Genomic DNA, 20,031 nt, shown 5'->3' on the forward strand with positions numbered 1-20,031 from the left:
GCGGGAGGCGGGGTCGTGGGCCAGTCGATAGCGCAGGACCTGGTGGCGAACGGCCACGAAGTCCTGATCGTCGAGCAGGACACCGCGCTGGTCGCGCGCCAGCGGGAGGAGACGGGCATCCGCTGGTATGCCGGCGACGCCTGCGAGGTGAGCACCTTGCAGCGGTCGGGTTGGGGTGATGCAGAGGTGGTCGTGGCGGCTACTGGGGACGACGAGGACAACCTGGTGGTGTCGTTGTTGTCCAAGCAGGAGTTCGCGGTGCCGCGGGTGATCGCGCGCGTCAACCACCCTAAGAACCGGTGGATGTTCAACGAGACCTGGGGGATCGATGTGTCGGTCTCGACCCCCCACCTCATGACCGCCTTGGTCGAGGAAGCGGTGTCGGTGGGAACACTCGTCAGGTTGTTGCACTTCGCCGAGGGCAAGGCGGGCCTGGTGGAGGTGACGCTCGCGGAGGGCAGCCCCGCGCTGAATCGCCAGCTTTCGGAGCTCGGCATGCCGCGCGACGCGAGCATCGTGGCGGTCGTGCGCGACAGGCGCGTGGTCGTGCCGCGCGGCGACACCGTGCTCCTCGCCGGCGACGAGGTGATCGTGCTCGTGACATCGGAGTCCGAGGACTCGGTCCGGCGAATCCTCGTCGGTTAGAGACAGCTTCCAGGGTCCGGTGTCCGGGCTGCTCGAGTGCGTCGTCAACATCAGTGAGGGCCGGGACGGACGGTTGCTCTCGGGCTTCGCGGAGTCGTGCGGGCCGCTGCTGCTGGACCTGCACACAGACGGTGACCACAACCGTTCCGTATTCACTGTCTGCGGGCCCGGCGATGACGTCTTCGGCGCGGTCTGTTCCCTGTCCCGGGACGTGGTCGCGTCGCTGGACATCGCTCGGCACTCGGGCGCACACCCTCGCATTGGGATGCTCGACGTGGTGCCGTGGGTGTCGCTCTCGCGCGCGTCCGAAGGCGATGGCTGGGTCGCGGATGGTCCGCCGGCGCCGGCGGTCGAAGCCCGCGACAGGTTCGCCGTTTGGGCCGGCGCCGAACTGGGGTTGCCGTGTTTTTTCTACGGGATCGGCGGCCACCCGACACTGCCAGAGGTTCGCCGGCGCGCGTGGGTGGATCTCGCGCCGGCAGCGGGTCCCAAAGCGCCACATGCCCGCGCGGGAGCGTGCGCCACCGGTGCCCGGCCGGTTCTGGTCGCCTACAACTTGTGGCTGGCTGAGCCGGATCTGGCGTCGGCGGTCGTCGTCGCCCGCGATCTGCGAGCCGCGTTCGAAGGCCGGATCAGGACTCTCGCGCTCGAGGTGGGACGGTCGGTGCAGGTTTCGTGCAACCTCATCGATCCCTGGATCGCCGGTCCCGGCGCTGCCTTCGATTTCGTCGCCAGTCGCACCGGTGTGCAGCGCTGCGAGCTAGTGGGCCTCGTGCCAGCCGCTGTGTTGAGCGCCGAACCGCGCCATCGCTGGGCCGAACTTGGACTCGACCCATCAGCGACGATCGAGGCCCGCCTTGAGCGGGCGGGCCTCGATGGGGGAAGGTTCGAACTTGGTTGAGCACGCCACAGCGTCGGTGCGCGCGGCGTCAGCTGGCGGCCACAGCTCCGGCTCTGCGCTCCATCGCCCGGCGCCGGCGGATCTTGCGGCGCTCGCGCTCCGACAAGCCGCCCCAGATGCCGAATTTCTCGCCGTTCGCCAGCGCGTATTCCAGGCAGTCCTCGCGGACGACACAACCACGGCAGACCTCCTTGGCTTCGCGCGTCGACGCTCCTCGCTCCGGGAAAAAGAGATCGGGATCGACGCCCATGCAGTTGGCCTGTCCCTGCCACTTGCGGTCTGCCGGTTGAAGGATGAGGTCCACCAAATCGCTCACCGCTTGACTCCCCTCAGTCGGTGAATTTCCTGGACAGAAGCCGGTTCCGACCTCCATCCGTGTAACTACATGGATGTGATCTTCGTCCTTCCCTATCCCGAGCGCAAGGGGGAATCCACTATTTCTTCGGTTCGGCGTGATAAATGGGGGCGGCCGGCCGAAGGCCAACAGCCCGTCAACGCGGCGGTCGCGCGGGCCGCTGAAAGCCCGCAAGGAGTACTCTGGTGCCATGACCGCGAATTTGTTCGGCCCCGATTTGGGGATCGTCGTGGTGGTGATCCTGGTCGTGCTGCTCGGCGGTAGCCAACTGCCGAAGATCGCACGCAACGTGGGAACCGCCGGGCGCGAGTTCCGCAAGGCGCAACAAGAAGCCGAAGAGGACGCCGCCCGCGAGCAGGCGGCGAAGGCTGCCGCCACCCCGCCCCCCGCGCAGCCACTCCCGGCTGCTGGGGTCCCCGACGACTCGGTACAACTCACCCGCGCGCAACTCGACGCCCTGCTCAATGAGCGGGAAGAGCAGGTTCGCCGGCAGACCGGCTCACCGAGCGCCTAGGCGCTCGGTGGCTTAGGACTCGACCGTCGCCCGGCGCGAATCGCGCCGCTGGCGGGCAAGACGCCGGCGCTCACGCTCGGAGGCGCCGCCCCACACGCCGTGCTCGATCCGGTTGTAAAGGGCGTACTCGAGGCATGGCACCTTGACGGGGCAGTCCGCGCAGATCCTGCGGGCGATCTCCACGCCGACGCCGTCGCTAGGGAAGAAGGTCTCGGGCGGCAACTCCCTGCACTTGCCTTCCGCCATCCAGCTGGTGTCCACTACGCGTCCTCCGTGTCTTTGTCCGCCGCCGCAAGCTGGTGCAGGAAGCGGCGTCGAGGTCAAAAGCAAAATCGCACCTTTACTACGTCGGCACCCGCCCTTTGGTTGCCCATTTTGGCCCGGAATTCCTGCCCAAACCTGTCGGAACCTTACCTCATGCCCTCACACAACCGGCCCAACGCTGCAATTTTGCGTTCGTTCTGGGAAATGATTTTACCCGATGGCCGGTGTCGAGTCGCAGACTGATCCCAACACTGGGGCAACGGAGAGTGGCGACAAAGCGCCCGTGGGCGGACATACCGGCCTGTCGCGGTACGCCGTCCTCGGCCGCCGGCGATGGGTGGCCATAGCGGCTATCGCGGGCACGATCGGCGCGCTGGCCGGCGCCGGGGTCGGGGCGATCGTCGCCACTGCGATCGCCGGCCACGACACCACGACGGTCATCCACCAGGCGCTGCCCCCGCCCGCCCGCCTCTCCCAGGTCAACGACGTGCCCACCATCCTTGCGGCCGTCGAGCCGGCGGTCGTCTCTATCACCACCGACCAGGGGGAAGGTACCGGCATGGTGATCACCGCGAACGGCGACGTCGTCACCAACTATCACGTGGTCGCCGGAGCCAACTACATCCACGTCAGCCTTTACCACCGGGCCGGGTCCGTGAACGCCTACCTCACCGGTTACGACGAGGACAACGACATCGCGCTTCTACACGTACCCGACGTCTCCAACCTGGCGACGGTCGTGCTCGGCGATTCCTCGCAGGTGCGTGTCGGGGACAATGTCATCGCAGTCGGCAACGCGCTCAACCTTCCCGGCGGCCCGTCCGCGACGACCGGGATCGTGTCTGCGCTGGGGCGGACCATCGGAGGCACGACGCTCACCGCCGGCGAGCTCGTCCCCCCGAACCTCATCCAGACGGATGCGGCGATCAACCCGGGCAACTCCGGCGGGCCCCTGCTTGACGCAGCGGGCGACGTGATCGGGATGAACACGCTCGTCATCCAGCAGGCCAACGACACCGAGGCCGCTCAGGGTCTCGGGTTCGCGATCCCGATCAACACGATCAAGTCGCTGATCCCGACCCTCAGGAAGGGGTCGAAGGTGGCACCGACGGAGCTCGGGATCTCGATGCAGGACAACACCCCGCAGCTCGCAGCCCAGTACGGCTTCACGACCACCACCGGGGTGATCGTGTCGCAGGTCCTCGTCGACTCGCCGGCGTACGACGCGGGGATGCAGGCGTACGACGTGATCGTGTCGTTTGCCGGCCAGCAGGTCACCAGCAGTGCCGCGCTGATAGCGCTGCTCGCAGGGCACTCGCCCGGGCAGCGGGTGAGCATCACGGCGCTGCGCGGTTCGGTGACGGAGCACTTCGCGTTGACCCTCGGATGACCCTCATCCTCGGGTGACGGGGCACCTGGGGCGTGATACCCTCTCTTTCGTGACCGCGCAGCCCAAACTCTTGACCGCCGGCCTCCTCCTTCTCATGTAGGCGAGCACCACATACCGGTGCTCGCCGAAGCCTCCTGCGCCCCCGGGCCGGGAGGTTTTTTTGTTGCCCGACCCGCCCCCGACCGCCGCCCGCCGACCCAGATCCGACCGATATCCCAACGAGGAAATTCGATGCCCGCCTACGCATACCCCACGCCGTGCGACATGCCCTTCGAGAGATACAAGCCCTGCCGGCCGCTGGTGCTTCGGGACCGCACGTGGGCCGATCGCGAGCTCGACAAGGCGCCCCAGTGGTGCAGTGTCGACCTGCGCGACGGCAACCAGGCGCTCATCGACCCGATGGACCCGCCACGCAAGCTGAAGTTCTTCGAGACGCTGGTAGGGATGGGCTTCAAGCAGATCGAGGTGGGATTCCCGGCCGCGTCGCAGCCGGACTTCGACTTCATCCGCCAGATAATCGAGGAGGACCGCATCCCAGAGGACGTGGTGATCCAGGTGCTGGTGCAGTGCCGCCCGGAGCTGATCGAGCGCACCTTCGAGGCGATCGCCGGCGCTCCGCACGCGATCGTCCACTTCTACAACTCGACGTCGACCCTCCAGCGCAAGGTGGTCTTCGGTCTGGACCGGTCGGGCATCGTCGACATCGCGACCAGCGCGGCGCGACTCGTCAAGAAGTACACCGACACCATCCCGCAGACGCGCGTCAGCTACGAGTACTCACCCGAGAGCTTCACCGGTACCGAGCCGGATTTCGCCGTCGAGATCTGCGAAGCGGTGATGGAGGTCATCGAGCCGGACAGCGACAACAAGATCATCGTCAACCTCCCCAACACGGTGGAGATGTACGGGCCACAGGTGTACGCCGACGTGATCGAGTGGTTCAGCCGGACCATCCGGAACCGTGACTCGATCGTCCTGAGCGTGCACCCCCACAACGACCGTGGCACGGCTGTGGCCGCCGCCGAGCTGGCGCAGCTCGCGGGTGCCGACCGCGTCGAGGGGACTCTTTTCGGCAACGGAGAGCGGACAGGGAACGTCGACGTGGTGAACCTCGCGATGAACCTCTTCTCGCAAGGCGTCGACCCCAGGCTCGACATCCACGACATCGACCATCTTCGGCGCGTTGCCGAGTACTGCAACCGCCTGCCGGTCCACCCGCGCCATCCTTACGTCGGCGACCTCGTCTACACGGCCTTCTCCGGATCCCACCAGGATGCAATCAAGAAGGGCATGGACGCGCTTTCCGATGACTACGAGACCTGGGAGGTCCCGTACCTGCCGATCGACCCCAAGCACGTGGGGCGTACCTACGAAGCGATCATCCGGGTCAACAGCCAGTCCGGCAAGGGCGGCGTCGCCTATTTGATGGACGCGGAGCACGGTCTCGACCTGCCGCGCAACCTGCAGATCGAGTTCTCGAAGAAGGTGCAGGCGATCACCGAGGCCAGCGGCACGGAGATCAAGCCCGGCGAGCTGTGGGACGTCTTCGCCGAGACGTATCTCCCAGACGACGCGGGCATCAGGCTCATCTCCACCGAGGTTTCCTCGGCGGGGGACAAGCGCACGTCGGTCGTCGCCCAGGTCCTCGTCGACGGGCACCACAGGACGATCACGGGCAATGGGAACGGCCCTGTCGACGCCTTGGTGCACGGGCTCCAGTCCGAGCTAGGCGTCGAGCTCGCCGTTGAGGATTACCACCAGCACGCGCTTACCGCCGGAAGCGAGGCGACCGCTGCCGCGTACGTCGAGGTGACAGCGGCTGCAGGTGAGCGCTTCTGGGGTGTCGGTATCGACTCGAGCACCCTCGACGCCTCTCTCGAGGCCGTCATAAGCGCTGCCAACCGGATCCGGGACGGCAGGTAGCTATCGGCAGCAGCTATCGGCAGTAGCGATCGGGAGAAGCGATCGGGAGCAGCCAGTAGTCTGGACGGACCATGTCCATCGAGACCAGCGAAGAGCAGGCCCCGCCGCGGGGGCACGTCCGGGTCGTCTATCTCGGGCCGGTCGCGCCGCACTGGCGGGTCGACTCCGACTTCGGCGACCGTAGCCTGATCGAGGAGTTCCGCCAGCGTGCCCTCGCGCGTCTCCTGCTGCTGCCGCCGCACGACCCGCAGTTCCGGCGCAATCGGGAGCGGGTGGCCCGCGACGCCGAGCGGGAGAACCTCATCCTCGATTGGGACCTGGGCCAGCCTGAGGACGACGGCCAGGGAGGCTGATCACTTGGTCGTCCGGGAGCGCCGGCGGGGGACCCGTGTTCGGCCCGCAGGCTGACGGCCCGCTCGTCCGGGCAGCCGGCGGGGTGGTCTGGAGGCGCGACGGTGCGAGCGTGCAGATCGTGCTCGTCCACCGGCCGCGCTACGACGACTGGACGCTGCCGAAGGGCAAGGTGGACGCGGGCGAGTCCTACGAGCAGGCGGCGTTGCGGGAGGTCCGGGAGGAGGCGAGCATCCTCGCCGAGATCGGTGCGGAGCTGCCGTCGACCACATACCTGGATCGCAGCGGCAAGAACAAGCACGTGCGCTATTGGGCGATGACGGTCGTGGATGGGTCACCCTCCGGCGACAACGAGGTGGACGTCGCGGAGTGGGTCGCGCTTGACGAAGCCCGGGCTCGCCTGACCTACGAGCGCGACGTGGCGGTCGTGGACGCCCTGGAAGGGGTTCTCGGCGGCGGGTAGCTGGTCAAAGAGGTTCTGCGAACCTTCTTTAGATGTTCTGGGGCAGCAGCAGCACCACGTTCTCGAAGCAGAACCAGAGCGGGATGAGGCATACGGCGACGCCGCCGATGTAGGCACCGACGCGCCACCAGCGGCGGGTGCGGTTGATGAGCAACCGCACCAGGATCCACAGGATCACGACGATCGCTCCGTACCCGACCACGGGCGGCCAGGCGTGGCTGTTGCCCTTGCCGAGGTTGTCGGACGCGAGGGTGCTGTGGTGTGGAGCCGCCGGCGCCGCGACGGTGGTCGGTGGAGTAGGCAGCGGCGCTTCGTTGGCGCTGAGGCGCGCGAAGACGATCAGGCGGGAGCTGGCCGAGAACCTCGGGTTGCACGTGGTGAGGGTGAGCTGGGCGAATGGCGTGGGATCCAGGACGGAGATGTCGCTCGGGCTGACCACCTTGCTGCCGGTCACCTTGTAGTCGAACCGGTGACCGCTCGTGTCGGTGAGGAAGATGTCGTCGCCGGGCGAGAGCTGGTTGAGGTCGAAGAACGGCGCGCCGTAGGTGGTCCGGTGCCCTGCGATCGCCGAGTTGCCCACCTGGCCGGGCATCGGCGTGTTCAGGTAGTGCCCCGGGCCGCGCCTCAGATCTGCTTCGGCCACACCCTCGACCACGAACTTGTCGACTCCGATCCTGGGGATCACCAGATGGTCGATCGCGCCGCCGGTGGGAAGGGAGTCCTGCTGCGCGGTGCTGCCGGAGGTCCCGAGCGTGGGGTTGTCGGGGTTGGTGGCCGCATGGTGCTGCGCCAGAGCGGCCGCGAACGACTTCTTGAGATTTGCCTGGCTGTGGGACTCGGCGATGTTTGTGCCGAACAGCTGGTACGCGACGAAGAGGAGGACGATCACGCCCAAGGTGATGAGGGCGAGACCGATTTCCCGTACCGTGCGGCGCACCGGACCCATGCGGTGCCTCACCGGTGGTGGGCCTGCCTCGCCGGCGCGGGCCGCCGACCATCGGCCGGCGTCTACCTCGCTCGCTGGGGGGCTCATCGCACCAGGCTAAACCGGGCGCACGGGAACCACCCGTCACCAGTGGCGTTGCCTGACAGACTCACGCGATGCCGATCCTCCTGGTTCGACACGCTGACGCCGGGTCGCGCTCCGCGTGGGAGGGACCCGACAGGGACCGACCCTTGAGCCCCGCCGGCCGCGCGCAGGCGCGTTCGCTGGCCGCGAACCTCGAGAAACACGCTCTGAAGCGGCTGCTCTCCAGCCCGTACGCGCGTTGCATCCAGACGTTCGAGCCGCTGGGCGCCGCCGTAGGCCTGCAGGTCGAACCGGTGGCAGCGCTCGGCGAGGGCCGCGCCTACGAGGCGCTCGAACTGGTCAGGCGCCTCGCCGGCAGCAGTGTTGCGCTGTGCACCCACGGCGACGTCATACCCGAACTGCTTCAAGCGCTCGTCGCTGAGGACGGACTCGATCTCGGCCCCTACCCCCGACAGGCGAAGGCCTCTGTTTGGATCCTCGAGACCGCCGGCGACCGGTTCATCTCGGCCAGCTATATGGAAGCGCCGCGTTAGGAGCGGGGAGTGCAGGTCACGGCCAAGGCCGACTACGCGGTGCGCGCCATGATCGAGATCGCGGCCAGAGACGGTGTGCCCGTCAAGGGTGATGTGGTCGCCGAGTCGCAGCACATCCCGCCGGCCTTCTTGGAGTCGATCCTGTCGGAGATGCGCCAGGCCGGCCTGCTGCACAGCCGGCGCGGGCCCGAAGGCGGGTACTGGCTCGCCCGGCCGGCCGAGCGCATCACCGTGGCCGACGTGGTCCGTGCCGCTGACGGTCCGCTCGCTCTCGTCCGCGGTGACCGGCCCGAGACGGTCCGTTACGCGGCGCCGGCCACCCGCCTGGCCGACGTGTGGGTGGCGGTCCGCGCCAGCTTGAGGGCGGTGCTCGAGGAGGTCACGCTGGCCGCCATACTCGCCCGCGATCTGCCGCAGGAGGTCGTGGAGATGCTGCACGACCCGGGCGCCGACCGCCGGCGTTGAGATGTCGCCCGCGCCGGGGCGGTGACGGCCCTGGAGGGGAGGACCGTCAGCGCGCCCGGCGGAAGGCGCGACCCGTACGAGTGGGCCGCTGGGGGAGAATGTCGTCGTAGTGCGGGGACCACGCCTCGATGGCCACCACCGGACGGGTCGGTTGCGCCGGGGCGGCCGGGGCCTGGGCGGCCCTGCCGGCGGCCCCGTCGGCTGCGGCGCCGGCGTCACGTTCAGCCTCGGCGGGACGGCGCTTGCGCAACGGGATCGTGGGCTGCTCGGTCGGGGTAGGGGCCAGGCGGGCCAGGTTGTCGCCCAGGTCGCCGGGGGTGATGCGGCCGCTCAGGCTGCTGGCGCCCAGAGAGCCGCCACCGAATCCGCCGCCGCCGACGCTCGAGCTGAAGCCGCCCGAGACTCCCGAGCCCGGCCGGACGGCTCCGGCCGGGCCGGATCCCGAGGGGGCGGGTTCGGGACTGAAGGGGAGCTTCGGCCGGTTGGACGGCGCGGGGCGGGGGGCAGCCCTCGGGCCGGCCTGGGGATCGTCGGGAGCGTCAGAGGCGTCCGCGTCGACGACGGGATGGGATGCGGACGGACCACGCAAAGGGCGAGGACCGGCAGAAGGGGCCGGAACCGGAGCACCCGGAACGATCGGCAGCGGTGCTCCCGCCGCCGGCGCCCCTGCTGCGCCGGCTCCCGGAGCGGGGCCGTCAGCCTCTCGAACCAGGTCGGCAAGCGTCGCCTGCAGCGCGTTGCGGTTCAGTCCAGGCCCCCCAGGGCCTCTGCTCTCGCCCTTCGGCGGGTCCCACTGCTCAGCCATGTGGTCTTTATCGGCACCGATCGCGGTCGCTTGAGAAGCGCACCGGCGGGCCTTGAGGGCCGGCTAGGAATCGGGAAGATCGATCCTTGCCAGCCAGAGGCCGGGGGCCGACAACTCCGCCGGGGTGGGCAGCTCGCGCTCGGACAACCAAAGCCGGGACAGCCCCTCCTCGCCGGCGCGTTCGGTGATGCCCCGCACAAACGACCGCCCCTCCTCGTAACCCGCCTGATCCAGCACCACCCCGAACAGCTTCCCGAGGATCCTCGTCCCGCTGCTCTCCTCCAGCCGCCGCCTGCGTAGCGCTTCGGTGATCGGACCGTAGGACCCGATGAGCCGGCGGCCGACCGAGTCCATCACGTGGTCCACGTACCCAACGACGGCGCCGAGGATGCAGCGCAGCGAGGCGCGCACCCTGCGCTGCTCGTCGCTCTCCATCTCGCCGAGGAGCGTCTCGGGGTCGCCCAGCAAGTCCTGCATGCCCGACATGTCGGTCGGGTCGAGTCCCCCGAGCTTCTCCTCGAGGAAGGAGGGGTTCGGGTCGAACGCCGCGATGTACGCCCCGATCAGCCCGTCGAGGCGCGCTCTTACGTGAGGGCGGCCGAGAACCGCGTGGTGTGAGGCCTCGCGAAGGCACACCCACATCCGCGCGTCGTCGGGTTCGATGCTCCAGTCCGACGCGAACGAGTCGATGGCGGCCGGTACGACGAGGAGCTCGTCGCTCGCTGGGCGCGGAACCGGGAGGTCGTACTGGCCCATCGACCGGGTCGCCAGCTGCCCGACCATCGAGCCGGCCTGCAGGCCGAACAGGAACGGCCCGAGCACCTGCGGCAGGTTCGCGAACAGCTTGGCCATGGGGTCCTCGCCGCCGGCGGGGCCCTCGGTGCCGCCGGCGAGCCCGCCGGTGTCACCGATCTCGCCGGACTGTGCCAGGGCCGAGTTCATCCTGGTGGCGAGCGCCTCCAGCTGCGGCTTCCACGCCTCGAGCGTGCGAAGCGCCCACTCGCTGGGGGTGACGGCCCGAACCGACAGCAGTCCGCTCGAAGAAACAGCGAGGCCGGTAGCCTCGGCCACATGCAGTTCGGCGACGCGTATCAGCTCCTCCATGCGCACGCGGGCGACCGGGTCGACGTTGCCCTCGGGCTCGCCTCCCGTTGCGGCCCACAATGCCATCTGGCGGGCTATCTCCCAGTTGACCGGCCCCTGAGTGGTGAAAAGACGGGCCAGGTTGCGCATGAGATCACCGAACGGACCGCCCGCGAACGGCCCGCCGGGCCCGAAGAATTCCGGATCGCTCACGGTCCGCAACCGACTGCCATTGGGGCATCGTAGGACCCATGAGCAGCGTTGTCGTCACCGGGATATCCGGCTCGCTGGGCCAGAGGGTCGCCCGGCTGCTCGTAGAACGCGAGGACGTGGAGCGAGTCGTGGGTGTCGACGTGGTTGCCACGGCGTGGTCACATCCGAAGCTCGACTTCCGCTTGACGGACCTCGCGGACGCGCCCCCGCCGCGATTCGACGGTTCGGGCGACGGCCTGGCGGAGGCGTTCAAGGCGGCTGACGGGGTCATACATCTTGCCTGGACGGCCCCCGGCGAGGGCTTCAGTGCGCGTGGGGACCCTTCGGGGGCCAATCGCCGGGCGGTTAGCCGGGTCCTGGCGGCCACTGCCGAAGCCGGAGTGGAGAGGCTGGTGTTCGTGTCGAGCGCGACGGTGTACGGCGCCTGGCCGGACAACAAGGTTCCGCTCACCGAAGACACCCCTCTACGACCGAATCCCGAATTCCCGTTCGCTGTCGGCAAGGCCGAGGCGGAGCGGATGCTCGCCGAGTGGTCGGGGTCACACCGCGACGTTCGCGTGGCGATACTCAGGCCGAGCGCGACAGTCGGTTCGCCTGAGCGCCCTCTCTACCAGGCGCTGGGAATCACCCGTTCACCGAGATCAGGCGACGGCGCGAGGCCGGTGCAGTACCTGCACGTCGACGACCTCGCATCTGCTGCAGTACTTGCGTGGGAACGCGGCCTTGACGGCGTCTACAACGTCGCTCCCGATCCGGGCGTGCGGGAGGACGAGGCACGCGCGCTCGCCGGTGGGGTCGCGAAGCTCCCCTTGCCGTCGCGCGTCGCGAACGCGTTCTCCGAGTGGACCTGGAAGATGTGGCGGTCGGGCGTCCCGCGCGAGGCGAGGGCCTATGCCACCCACCCCTGGGTCATCGCGCCGGACAAGCTGAAGGCGCAAGGGTGGCGGCCGCAGTATTCCAGCGAGGAAGCGCTCGTCGCGACCGACGCGCGCCCGCACTGGGACGACCTTCCACCCGGCAAGCGGCAGAACTACAACCTGGTCATCGCGCTGATTGCGACCGCCGGCGTGATAGCAGGAGCAGGCGCCGTGTTCGCCGCCATCAGGCGCCGGCGCCGGCGTTAGCCGCCGGACGGCTGGTTGGAGACGACCACCGTCCCGGTCCGTTGAGCCCGGTCGTGGATGTAGGAGATCTGCACGACCTTGCCGGGCGGCGTATCTGCAAGCAGCGTCGTAAGCGCTCCGGTCGAGGTGACGGGAGTCCCGTCGAAGGCGATGATGATGTCGTTGCGGCCGAGTCCGGCATGGCTCGCAGGCCCTCCTGGCCAGATGCCGGCGACCTGAGCTCCGCCGCTGACGCCCAGTTGTGTAGCGACCGCCGATGAGAGATCGACGGCATCGGTGATCCCCAACCACGGGTGCTGGACGGCGGTGTTGGCCAGCATCTCCTGGGCGATCTTCCTCGCCAGGTCGATCGGCACCGCGAAGGTCAGTCCCTGATCCGTGGGGTCGGTCGGGTCGAGCGCGACCGTCACGCCGACGACGCGACCGCGGCTGTCGACCAGAGGACCGCCGGCCGCGGACGCCGGTATCTGAACCGACGTCATCGCGATCATGTTCTCCATCGATTGCCCACTGGAAGTGTCCACCTCGCGGTCCTCGCCGCTGACCGATCCCGCGAACACTGATCCGCCAGGCCAGGTCCGGGCCCCGACCGCCAGCACCGGGCTGGCGTCCTGCAACTCCGCAACGGTCCCGAAGGTCGGGAAGATCCCCTGCCCGTCCGGGACGGCAACCAGGGCGAGTCCGCTGAGAGGATCCGACGCCACGAGGCGCCCGCGCACCGTCTCACCCGACGAATACGAGACCGAGATCGACCCGCCGCCGGCGACGAGCGAACTGTCGGTGATCACGTAGGAGCCCTCGTATCCGCCGACCATCAACATGCCCGAACCGGTCGCAGGACCGCTGGCGCTGCGCACTTCGATCGCTACCACGGAGGGGGCTATCTCGTCGTCGACAGCAGTCCAGTCCACGGCAGGTGCAGCGTTGCCGGTGTCGGCTGCCAGCGTCAGCGACGGCCCTTGCGATACCGGCTTGATGACCGTGGTCTGCTGCTCGAACGCCCCGCTGAGCATTCCGACCCCCGACGCAGTGAGTGCGCCGACCACGCCCGCGACGATGGCGACCGCCCATACCCGCCCCGCTCCCAGGGGTTGCGCGCTGCGCGTGACTGTGGACGCCGAATGCTCGCCGGGCGCGCGCAGCTCGGATGGGTGCCTCCACAGCCGGTCATCCGGCGGGAGCAACGGCCGTGTGGGACCTTCGTCGTCCAAGCCGTCGTCGGTTTCCACGGCACCGAGAGTAGTTACGGGGGGCTCTCGGGGGTCATCGCCCCCGGCTTCCGCAGAGACCGGTAAGTCCCTGCGGGAACACGGCGGCGTTCCGCCGCCGTACCATTGGTACGTGCAGGATGCTCCCGGCAGCGAGGACACCTGGATCGAGCTGACCACGTCCCCCTTGTCGTACGAGCGCGCCTCGTCGTGGGTGACGCTGCCCTCGTGCGGGGCCGTGGTCGTGTTCGGCGGCACGGTGCGCGATCACGCGGAGGGCCGCCCTGGTGTGACCGAGCTGGAGTACGAGGCCTACCCGCACCAAGTCGAGCGACGGCTGGAGGACATCTCGGCTGAGGCACGGCGCCGCTGGCCGTCGCTGGGAAGGGTGGTGCTGCTGCACCGCTTCGGAACGCTGCAGGTCGGGGAGTGCTCCGTGCTCGTGGCAGTGTCAGCGGCGCACAGGAGCGAGGCGTTCGAAGCGGCGCGCTACTGCATCGACACCCTCAAGAAGACGGTTCCCATCTGGAAGCGCGAACGCTGGGACGGCGGCGAGGATTGGGGCCTCGACGCGCAGCCGATAGCGGAGGTGCGCACTTGATCGCGTCCTCGAGCGTCGTCCTGTCGAACCTGGCGTACCTCATCGGTGCGGTCGTGTTCGCCGTCCTGGGAGGGCTTGCCGTGTGGTGGAGGCACCGGACTCCCAAGTCCGTGCAGGCGAACATCTCGTCGTTCAACCGTGGGCTGCGCGCCCTCGCCCCAGACGGTGAAGACGCACGCCCGGTTCCCGAACCGGGTCTCCGAATCGAGCCACAACTCCGCGGGGTCCGCACCATCGCGGCGAGCAGCGCCGGTGACGAGGAACCCAAGCGGGCGGGGGCCGACCATGGCTAGGGACCTCGCCATAGACCTCGGCACCGCGAACACCCTCGTGTACTCGCGCGGCCGCGGAATAGTGCTCAACGAGCCCACGGTGATCGCGCTCAACTCCCGCACCCACGACGTGCTCGCGATGGGTCACGAGGCTTGGCAGATGATCGGGCGGACGCCCGGCTACATCGTCGCGGTGCGCCCGCTTCGCAAGGGCGCCATCACCGACTTCGACATCACCCAGCGGATGATCCGGCTGCTGCTGCAGCGCGCCGGGGTGTCGCGTTTCAACCGACCGCGTGTGCTCATCTGCGTTCCCTCCGCGATCACGGAGGTCGAACGACGCGCTGTCGAGGAAGCAGCCCGCGGCGCCGGCGCCAACGGTGCGTACCTGATCGAGCAGCCGATGGCGGCAGCGATTGGTGCGGGGCTGCCCATACACGAGCCGCTCGGCAACATGGTCGTCGACGTGGGCGGTGGTACGACCGAGACGGCGGTGATCTCCCTGGGCGGGATCGTCGCTCTTGAAGCGATCCGTGTCGGAAGCTTCGACATAGACGCCTCCATCCAGACCTACGTCCGTCGCGAGTACGGCATAGCGGTGGGGGAGCGAACCGCCGAGGAGATCAAGCTCGCGATCGGATCGGCGTGGCCCACCGACGACTCGATCAAGGCGGAGGTACGCGGCCGCGACCTGATGACCGGGCTGCCCAAGACCGTCATCCTCGCTCCCGAAGAGGTTCGGGAGGCGATCGAGGAGCAGGTAGGCGCGATCGTCGATTCGGTGGTCAAGTGCCTCGGCAACTCACCGCCCGAGCTCGCGCAGGATCTGATCGGTCAGGGAATCCACCTCGTCGGCGGCGGCGGGATGCTGAGCGGTCTCGACAAGAGACTCTCCGCGGAGACCCAGTTGCCGGTGCATCTCGTCGATGCGCCCCTCGAGTGCGTCGTGCTCGGCGCCGGCAAATGCCTCGAGGAGTTCGAAGCGGTCAAAGACCTGTTCATGTAGAGCTGGTCAGCGGCCCGTCAGGTCCTCTGCGGCCTGTCTCACCTGCCAATCGCGATCTTCCCTCGCGCGGTTCAGCGCGGCGTCCACGTCGTCGCCGGAGAACGGCGCGAGCGCGAGAACCGCTCGCCTCCGCACCGCCGGCTTGTCGGAGGTCGCGCGCAAGATCGCCGGCAGGCCGGCGGGGTCGCCGATGGACCCCAAAGCGGCGACGGCGGCCTCTCGGAGCAACGGCTCGCGGTGCTCGGCCGCCACCGATGACAGTCTCGGGACAGCCGCGCCGGCCGCGCTTCCGATCTCGCCGAGCGCGAAGCACGCCGCCTCCACGACGGGAGCCGCCGGGTCGTCGAGGAGGCTCACCAGCGACGTCACCGCCGCCGCGTCGCCCGCCACGGACAGCTCAGCGGCCCTCGAGCGGACCTCCGCCGCGGTGTCGCGCATCGCCGATTCCAGATCGCCGGGCTCGAGGACTCCGAGCCTGGACAGAGCTCCGAGAGCGGTGGCGCGTACCGCCGGCGACTCGTCGTGCAGAGCGGCGAGTGCCGTCGCGGTGTCGCCGGTGTGACCGGCGAGAGCCACGGCGCGCCGTCGCCCGCCTGCTGTGTCAGCTGGAGGCGACATGGTGGATGCCCACCGCGAGGAGCCACACGGCGAAGCCGAGCAATCCTGCGAGGACGACGCCAGCCAAGACCGCCCCGCAGACGATCAACCCCGCGGCCCGGGAGCGCTTGAAGAAGCCGGGCATCCATGGCCGCGGGTGCCCCACGGGCGGACCCCACGCCGAATCCACTGCTAGCCGCCGTGCATGTCGACGGTCCGCCGGGGCGGGCTGGTGGAGCAACCGCCTCGCCCAGACGAGTACCGGGGCGAGCAGCGCGAGCAGCCGGGACGGACCCATCACCGGCCTCCTGGCATGGCAGGCTGGTGCGCCGCCACCGGGGAAAGCAGGTTCGTGACCACTACCGAAGCGATGTTACAGGACCGGTCCGAATGAGCGGACCGAGGTGGAAGGCAACCCTGCGGCCGGCGATCGGCTGGCTGTCGCTCGCCATCGCGGTGGTCCTGATCGCCGACGTCTTAGCGTTGTTGGACACCGGCGCGCACGGCTATTACATCTTCTCCCCCGGGACAGCCCCCACCATCACCACCAGCAACCTCTGCCGCTCGCCTCAGCAGGGCGGCGACCTGGTGCTCCCCGACGGTACGCCGTGCGCGCGTCTCGAGGTGCCTGCGGGCAAGGCGCATTCGGTCAGCGGGCGCCTCTACATGGTCGACGTGCTCGTCGGCCCGGCGACACCGCTCGAATACCTGCTCGACAAGATCGGGCTGCTCAACACGGTCAACGACGGCGCCCAACTCGTGCCGCGCGGTGCGGTCCTCGGCTCGACACCGCAGTCGCAGCTCGGATGCCAGGACACCCAGCAGATGCAGGGTTCGACGTCGTCCGCCGCGGTCGTCGCCGTTCGCCGTCTCGGCTACAAGGTGACCGAAAACGATCTGGGTGCCCAGCTCTACCAGGTCCAACCGGGGTCGCCTGCTGCAGCTGCGGGCCTTCAGTGCGCCGACGTGATCACCGCTCTCGACGGGGTCCCGGTGCACACCGCCAACCAGCTGGTGGCGGACCTGCACGCGCACAAGCCGGGTGACAAGGTTTCCATCACGGTGAGGAGGCAGGACTCGCGGGGGGCGAACCACACACTCGAGCTCAACGCGCGACTGGAAGGAACACCGGCTTTGCCTCCGCAGAAGGCCGATCCCTCCAAGCCTTTCCTCGGCATCGTGGCCCAGACCGACACCACTTTCACACTCCCCTTCGACGTGAACATCGACGTCGGTGACATCGGCGGGCCGTCGGCCGGCCTCGCTCTGACACTCGGCTTGCTGGACGTGCTCTCCGGTGGGCAGCTGACCGGGGGGCATCGCGTAGCGGCGACCGGGACGATCTCCTTCGACGGGACCGTCGGCGACGTAGGTGGAGTGGCGCAAAAGGCCTTCGCCGTAAGGAAGGCGGGGGCTCAGGTCTTCTTCGTCCCCTCCCAGGAGCTGGCCGCCGCTCGCAGCCAAGCCGGCTCGATGAAGGTGTACGCGGTCTCGTCGCTGGAGCAGACCCTGCAGATTCTGAAGTCGCTCGGTGGTCGCATACCGCCGGTGGCCAGCGGCCAGAATGGTCCGGGGTGACCTGCACATGTCGCTGACCGACACCCAGATCCAGTTCGCTGCCGAGTTCATAACGCTGATCGTGGCGGCCTCGGGGATCGCGCTCGCCGTGCTGCGCCCTCCGGGTGTGCGCCCGGTGTTCTCAGTGATGACGGCCGGGAGTTACCGCGAGATATCTGCAGCCGGGGCGGTCGCGGTCCTGGGATTCGTGATCGCAGGAGCCGCCGCGTTCGCGCACGGTTCGCTCATCGTGACGGGTGACCCCGACGGTGCTCTGGGCGTGGCCCGGATCTGCTCGGGCGCAGCGTTGCTCCCCTCGGCATTCGTCTGGTCGGCGAGCCGCTGGCACCGCATCCTGCTCGTCGTCGCAGCGCTCTCTTGGGCCGCGGCGGGCGTGACCGAGATGCTGCCGGTGTCGGGACGGATCCTCGACGGGCTGCTTGTCGCCGGCAGCGCCGCGATCGGGGCGACCATCCTGGGAGTCAGCAGGCACTCAGTGGCGGCGACTGTCGCGGCGAGCGCCGCCACCACGCTCCTTCTCGTCGTGGTCGTCCTGGCGGTGGCGCTGTCAGCAGTCATCTCGTCGTCACTGCAGCGCGATGCGCTCAACCAGCTGAACACCAGCGCGCGCACCGAGAACTCGCAAATCGACGTCATGGTGGAGAACGCTCTGAAGGACGCGAGGTTCGCCGCCCGGCAGCTCTCGGTCGAGTTCACAGGCGCCAACTCCGGTCCGCTGATCGGAATCGGCTCCGATGCCCCGGGCGCGACACCGCCGGCTGCGGCCGCTGCGGCGGTGTCGAGATCGCTTCAGGCGCTGAGCAGCCTCTTCCCCGGCGGGTACGCGTACGCCGATCCTCATGGGACGATCGCCGCTGCGGCCGGTCAGTTGGACAACACGGTCGCGGCCGCCTTGGTCCGCGACCTCCAGGCGATCGGGTTCTCCTGTGTACCCACCGGCCAGACCGTGCCGGCGCAGGGCGTCCTCATCGAGATGTCCGCGGTGTGGACCGCCGCGGCCACGCCCGTCTGCGAGAACGGCTCCAGTCAGGTGCTCGGAGAGGTCGTCAGTGCCAACCCACTGGACGACGCCTACCTCGCTTCGAGGTCGAGGGTGGACGCCGTTCCCACCATCGCGCTCGTCTCCTCCCGCTCGGTGCTCGCGTACACGGGCGTCCTCCCGCCGGCGCGGACGCTCAACTCCTCGCTCCAGGCCACCGGAACCCGCGCGATCGGCGATGTCCTCGTCAGCTCGGAACCCGTCGCGGTGGCAGCAGGGTCCCCGCCGCTCACGGTGCTGCTGGTGTCGTCCGCGACCAACGCCCTTTCGACCCGGACGCAGCTCTACCGCACGTTGTTCCTGATCGCGCTGGGGGGCACCGTCCTCGCGCTCGGGCTCGCGGTGTTCGTCGGTGACCGGATCACCTCCGGTGTGCGGCGTCTGACGCAGGTCGCGTCGCGGGTCAGCCAGGGGGACACCTCGCTGCGTTCGGAGGTACGCGGCGACGACGAGGTGTCCGTGCTCGCCGGGGTCTTCAACTCGATGCTCGATTCCGTCGAGGAGCAGGCGTCGGCCCTCCGCCAAGCGGCCGACGACGAGACCCGCCTCCGCAACCGCATGGAGGCGGTTGTCGCGGGCATGACCGACGCTCTCGTAGCCGTGGACGCGGCGGGCCGCATCACCGACTTCAACCGCGCCGCCGAAGAGCTCACCGGTACGGACGCGGCGTCGGCTCTCGGCCTGAGGGTCGATCAGGTCGTCGAACTGCAGGCCGAGGACGGCTCGTCGCTGGGACCGCGCCTCGCGGAGCCCGGCCCGTCGCGGTGGTCACGCATCGCCACGATCTCGACGGTCGACCACGGCGAGGTTCCTGTTGCGGTCTCCTCCGGCGCCGTCCGCGGTCCGGCAGGCGAGCTGGTCGGCAGCGTGCTCGTGCTGCGCGACCTCCGCGGCGAGCGCGAGGTGGAGCGCATGAAAAGCCAGTTCCTCTCTCGTGTCGGGCACGAGCTGCGCACACCGCTAACGGCCATCGCCGGCTACGCAGACCTGCTCATGCGCCGCGGCGACACCTCTCCGCAGCGGGCCGCGACCTGGCACTCCGAGATCCTCCGTGCGTCTCGCCAGCTCGAACGGATCGTCGAGATGCTCGAGTTCTCCGCAACCAGCGGCGCGGGGAGGCTCATGCTCAGGTCCGAGATCGTCGACGTGCGCGGCCTGGTCAAGAGCGTCACCGGGGCGTGGTCGGAAAGGCTCCCCCCAAACGTCAGTCTCGGCAGGCGTGTCGGGCGCCACGTCCCCGCGGTCATCGCCGACCGGCGCTGGTTGTCGCGCGCGATCGACGAGCTCATCGGCAACGCGGTCAAGTTCTCGCCCGACGGGGGACGGATCGTGGTCTCCGCCGCGAGGGCGAGCGGGCCGGGAAGCAACGGTTCGGATCACGGCCAGGAGTGGGTGGAGATCGCGGTGTCCGATCACGGTCAGGGTATGACCGCCGATCAGCCGGCATTGATGTTCGTCGACTTCGTGCAGGCGGACGGATCCGACACCCGTCACTTCGGTGGATTGGGGCTCGGGCTCACACTCGTGCAGAGGGTGGCGGAGGGCCACGGCGGCGATGTGCGTTGCAGGTCTTTCCTCGGTCGCGGAAGCACCTTCGTCATAAGGCTTCCTGCCGCCCGGGACCTTCATACATCAACCATCGCGGCATCCCCGCGGTCCTAGGCTGAGGGC

23 protein-coding genes are annotated in these 20,031 nt (G+C 68.9%); 15 read left to right on the forward strand and 8 right to left on the reverse strand.

Annotated features, from left to right (window positions below; all coding sequences use genetic code 11):
- The coding region (locus VNF71_01025) for a TrkA family potassium uptake protein (protein ID HVA73131.1) at positions 1-645 on the forward strand (645 nt) is incomplete at its 5' end.
- A gap of 19 nt (positions 646-664) precedes the next feature.
- Entirely contained in the window at positions 665-1,546 is an 882-nt protein-coding gene (locus VNF71_01030; protein ID HVA73132.1) for a hypothetical protein, read from the forward strand.
- Between the two features lie 28 nt (positions 1,547-1,574).
- Here VNF71_01030 and VNF71_01035 read toward each other — a convergent pair whose 3' ends face one another.
- The gene (locus tag VNF71_01035; GenBank protein ID HVA73133.1) at positions 1,575-1,862 is read right to left on the reverse strand and encodes a WhiB family transcriptional regulator; all 288 of its coding nucleotides are present in this window, start codon (positions 1,860-1,862) and stop codon (positions 1,575-1,577) included.
- Between the two features lie 229 nt (positions 1,863-2,091).
- Between VNF71_01035 and VNF71_01040 the strand changes: the two genes are divergently transcribed.
- Positions 2,092-2,415, forward strand: a complete 324-nt coding sequence (locus VNF71_01040; GenBank protein ID HVA73134.1) for a twin-arginine translocase TatA/TatE family subunit — start codon at positions 2,092-2,094, stop codon at positions 2,413-2,415.
- A 12-nt stretch (positions 2,416-2,427) separates the two neighbouring features.
- Here VNF71_01040 and VNF71_01045 read toward each other — a convergent pair whose 3' ends face one another.
- Positions 2,428-2,676: a WhiB family transcriptional regulator gene (locus tag VNF71_01045; protein ID HVA73135.1), complete on the reverse strand. Its 249-nt coding sequence runs from the start codon at positions 2,674-2,676 to the stop codon at positions 2,428-2,430.
- Positions 2,677-2,962: 286 nt separating this feature from the next.
- On the opposite strand from VNF71_01045, the gene VNF71_01050 reads away from it, so the two are divergent.
- The 4 genes from VNF71_01050 to VNF71_01065 all read left to right on the forward strand — a co-directional run bounded on the left by VNF71_01050 (position 2,963) and on the right by VNF71_01065 (position 6,806).
- On the forward strand, positions 2,963-4,069 hold the full coding sequence (locus VNF71_01050) for a trypsin-like peptidase domain-containing protein (protein ID HVA73136.1): 1,107 nt from the start codon (positions 2,963-2,965) through the stop codon (positions 4,067-4,069).
- Positions 4,070-4,300: 231 nt separating this feature from the next.
- A complete protein-coding gene (gene leuA / locus VNF71_01055) occupies positions 4,301-5,992 on the forward strand; it encodes a 2-isopropylmalate synthase (protein HVA73137.1) in 1,692 nt (563 codons plus the stop codon).
- A gap of 71 nt (positions 5,993-6,063) precedes the next feature.
- A complete protein-coding gene (locus tag VNF71_01060) occupies positions 6,064-6,345 on the forward strand; it encodes a hypothetical protein (GenBank protein HVA73138.1) in 282 nt (93 codons plus the stop codon).
- A gap of 35 nt (positions 6,346-6,380) precedes the next feature.
- On the forward strand, positions 6,381-6,806 hold the full coding sequence (locus VNF71_01065; protein HVA73139.1) for an NUDIX hydrolase: 426 nt from the start codon (positions 6,381-6,383) through the stop codon (positions 6,804-6,806).
- A 28-nt stretch (positions 6,807-6,834) separates the two neighbouring features.
- Here VNF71_01065 and VNF71_01070 read toward each other — a convergent pair whose 3' ends face one another.
- Complete coding sequence (locus tag VNF71_01070; GenBank protein ID HVA73140.1) at positions 6,835-7,839, reverse strand: class E sortase; 1,005 nt, start codon at positions 7,837-7,839, stop codon at positions 6,835-6,837.
- Between the two features lie 68 nt (positions 7,840-7,907).
- Here VNF71_01070 and VNF71_01075 point away from each other — a divergent pair, with 68 nt between their 5' ends.
- Together VNF71_01075 and VNF71_01080 are read left to right on the forward strand one after the other, a co-directional pair.
- On the forward strand, positions 7,908-8,369 hold the full coding sequence (locus VNF71_01075) for a phosphoglycerate mutase family protein (GenBank protein ID HVA73141.1): 462 nt from the start codon (positions 7,908-7,910) through the stop codon (positions 8,367-8,369).
- A 9-nt stretch (positions 8,370-8,378) separates the two neighbouring features.
- A complete protein-coding gene (locus VNF71_01080) occupies positions 8,379-8,834 on the forward strand; it encodes an Rrf2 family transcriptional regulator (protein ID HVA73142.1) in 456 nt (151 codons plus the stop codon).
- A gap of 46 nt (positions 8,835-8,880) precedes the next feature.
- Here VNF71_01080 and VNF71_01085 read toward each other — a convergent pair whose 3' ends face one another.
- Positions 8,881-9,639 (reverse strand): hypothetical protein, encoded by a 759-nt coding sequence (locus VNF71_01085; GenBank protein HVA73143.1) that lies wholly within the window; start codon positions 9,637-9,639, stop codon positions 8,881-8,883.
- A 63-nt stretch (positions 9,640-9,702) separates the two neighbouring features.
- On the reverse strand, positions 9,703-10,935 hold the full coding sequence (locus VNF71_01090) for a zinc-dependent metalloprotease (GenBank protein HVA73144.1): 1,233 nt from the start codon (positions 10,933-10,935) through the stop codon (positions 9,703-9,705).
- Positions 10,936-10,973: 38 nt separating this feature from the next.
- Here VNF71_01090 and VNF71_01095 point away from each other — a divergent pair, with 38 nt between their 5' ends.
- Positions 10,974-12,059: an NAD-dependent epimerase/dehydratase family protein gene (locus VNF71_01095; GenBank protein ID HVA73145.1), complete on the forward strand. Its 1,086-nt coding sequence runs from the start codon at positions 10,974-10,976 to the stop codon at positions 12,057-12,059.
- Here the strand turns inward: VNF71_01095 and VNF71_01100 are convergent.
- Complete coding sequence (locus tag VNF71_01100) at positions 12,056-13,288, reverse strand: trypsin-like peptidase domain-containing protein (GenBank protein HVA73146.1); 1,233 nt, start codon at positions 13,286-13,288, stop codon at positions 12,056-12,058. The two genes, VNF71_01095 and VNF71_01100, sit on opposite strands and share 4 nt — an antisense overlap.
- A 112-nt stretch (positions 13,289-13,400) precedes the next feature.
- Between VNF71_01100 and VNF71_01105 the strand changes: the two genes are divergently transcribed.
- Genes VNF71_01105 through VNF71_01115 form a run of 3 tightly spaced genes read left to right on the forward strand, consistent with a single transcriptional unit; the run spans position 13,401 to position 15,146 of the window.
- The gene (locus VNF71_01105) at positions 13,401-13,868 is read left to right on the forward strand and encodes a molybdenum cofactor biosynthesis protein MoaE (protein HVA73147.1); all 468 of its coding nucleotides are present in this window, start codon (positions 13,401-13,403) and stop codon (positions 13,866-13,868) included.
- A complete protein-coding gene (locus VNF71_01110; GenBank protein ID HVA73148.1) occupies positions 13,865-14,161 on the forward strand; it encodes a hypothetical protein in 297 nt (98 codons plus the stop codon). Before VNF71_01105 ends, VNF71_01110 begins: the two co-directional genes overlap by 4 nt.
- Positions 14,154-15,146, forward strand: a complete 993-nt coding sequence (locus VNF71_01115; protein HVA73149.1) for a rod shape-determining protein — start codon at positions 14,154-14,156, stop codon at positions 15,144-15,146. Before VNF71_01110 ends, VNF71_01115 begins: the two co-directional genes overlap by 8 nt.
- Positions 15,147-15,152: 6 nt before the next feature.
- Here VNF71_01115 and VNF71_01120 read toward each other — a convergent pair whose 3' ends face one another.
- The gene (locus VNF71_01120) at positions 15,153-15,764 is read right to left on the reverse strand and encodes a HEAT repeat domain-containing protein (protein HVA73150.1); all 612 of its coding nucleotides are present in this window, start codon (positions 15,762-15,764) and stop codon (positions 15,153-15,155) included.
- Positions 15,748-16,041, reverse strand: coding sequence for a hypothetical protein (locus VNF71_01125; protein HVA73151.1), 294 nt, complete (start codon positions 16,039-16,041; stop codon positions 15,748-15,750). Before VNF71_01125 ends, VNF71_01120 begins: the two co-directional genes overlap by 17 nt.
- A 92-nt stretch (positions 16,042-16,133) precedes the next feature.
- Here VNF71_01125 and VNF71_01130 point away from each other — a divergent pair, with 92 nt between their 5' ends.
- Positions 16,134-17,321 (forward strand): PDZ domain-containing protein, encoded by a 1,188-nt coding sequence (locus VNF71_01130; GenBank protein ID HVA73152.1) that lies wholly within the window; start codon positions 16,134-16,136, stop codon positions 17,319-17,321.
- Positions 17,308-20,022 (forward strand): ATP-binding protein, encoded by a 2,715-nt coding sequence (locus VNF71_01135; protein ID HVA73153.1) that lies wholly within the window; start codon positions 17,308-17,310, stop codon positions 20,020-20,022. Before VNF71_01130 ends, VNF71_01135 begins: the two co-directional genes overlap by 14 nt.
- Positions 20,023-20,031 lie beyond the last annotated feature (9 nt).

This window comes from Acidimicrobiales bacterium (assembly GCA_035533095.1).
In the GTDB taxonomy this organism is placed as follows: domain Bacteria; phylum Actinomycetota; class Acidimicrobiia; order Acidimicrobiales; family Palsa-688; genus DATLUM01.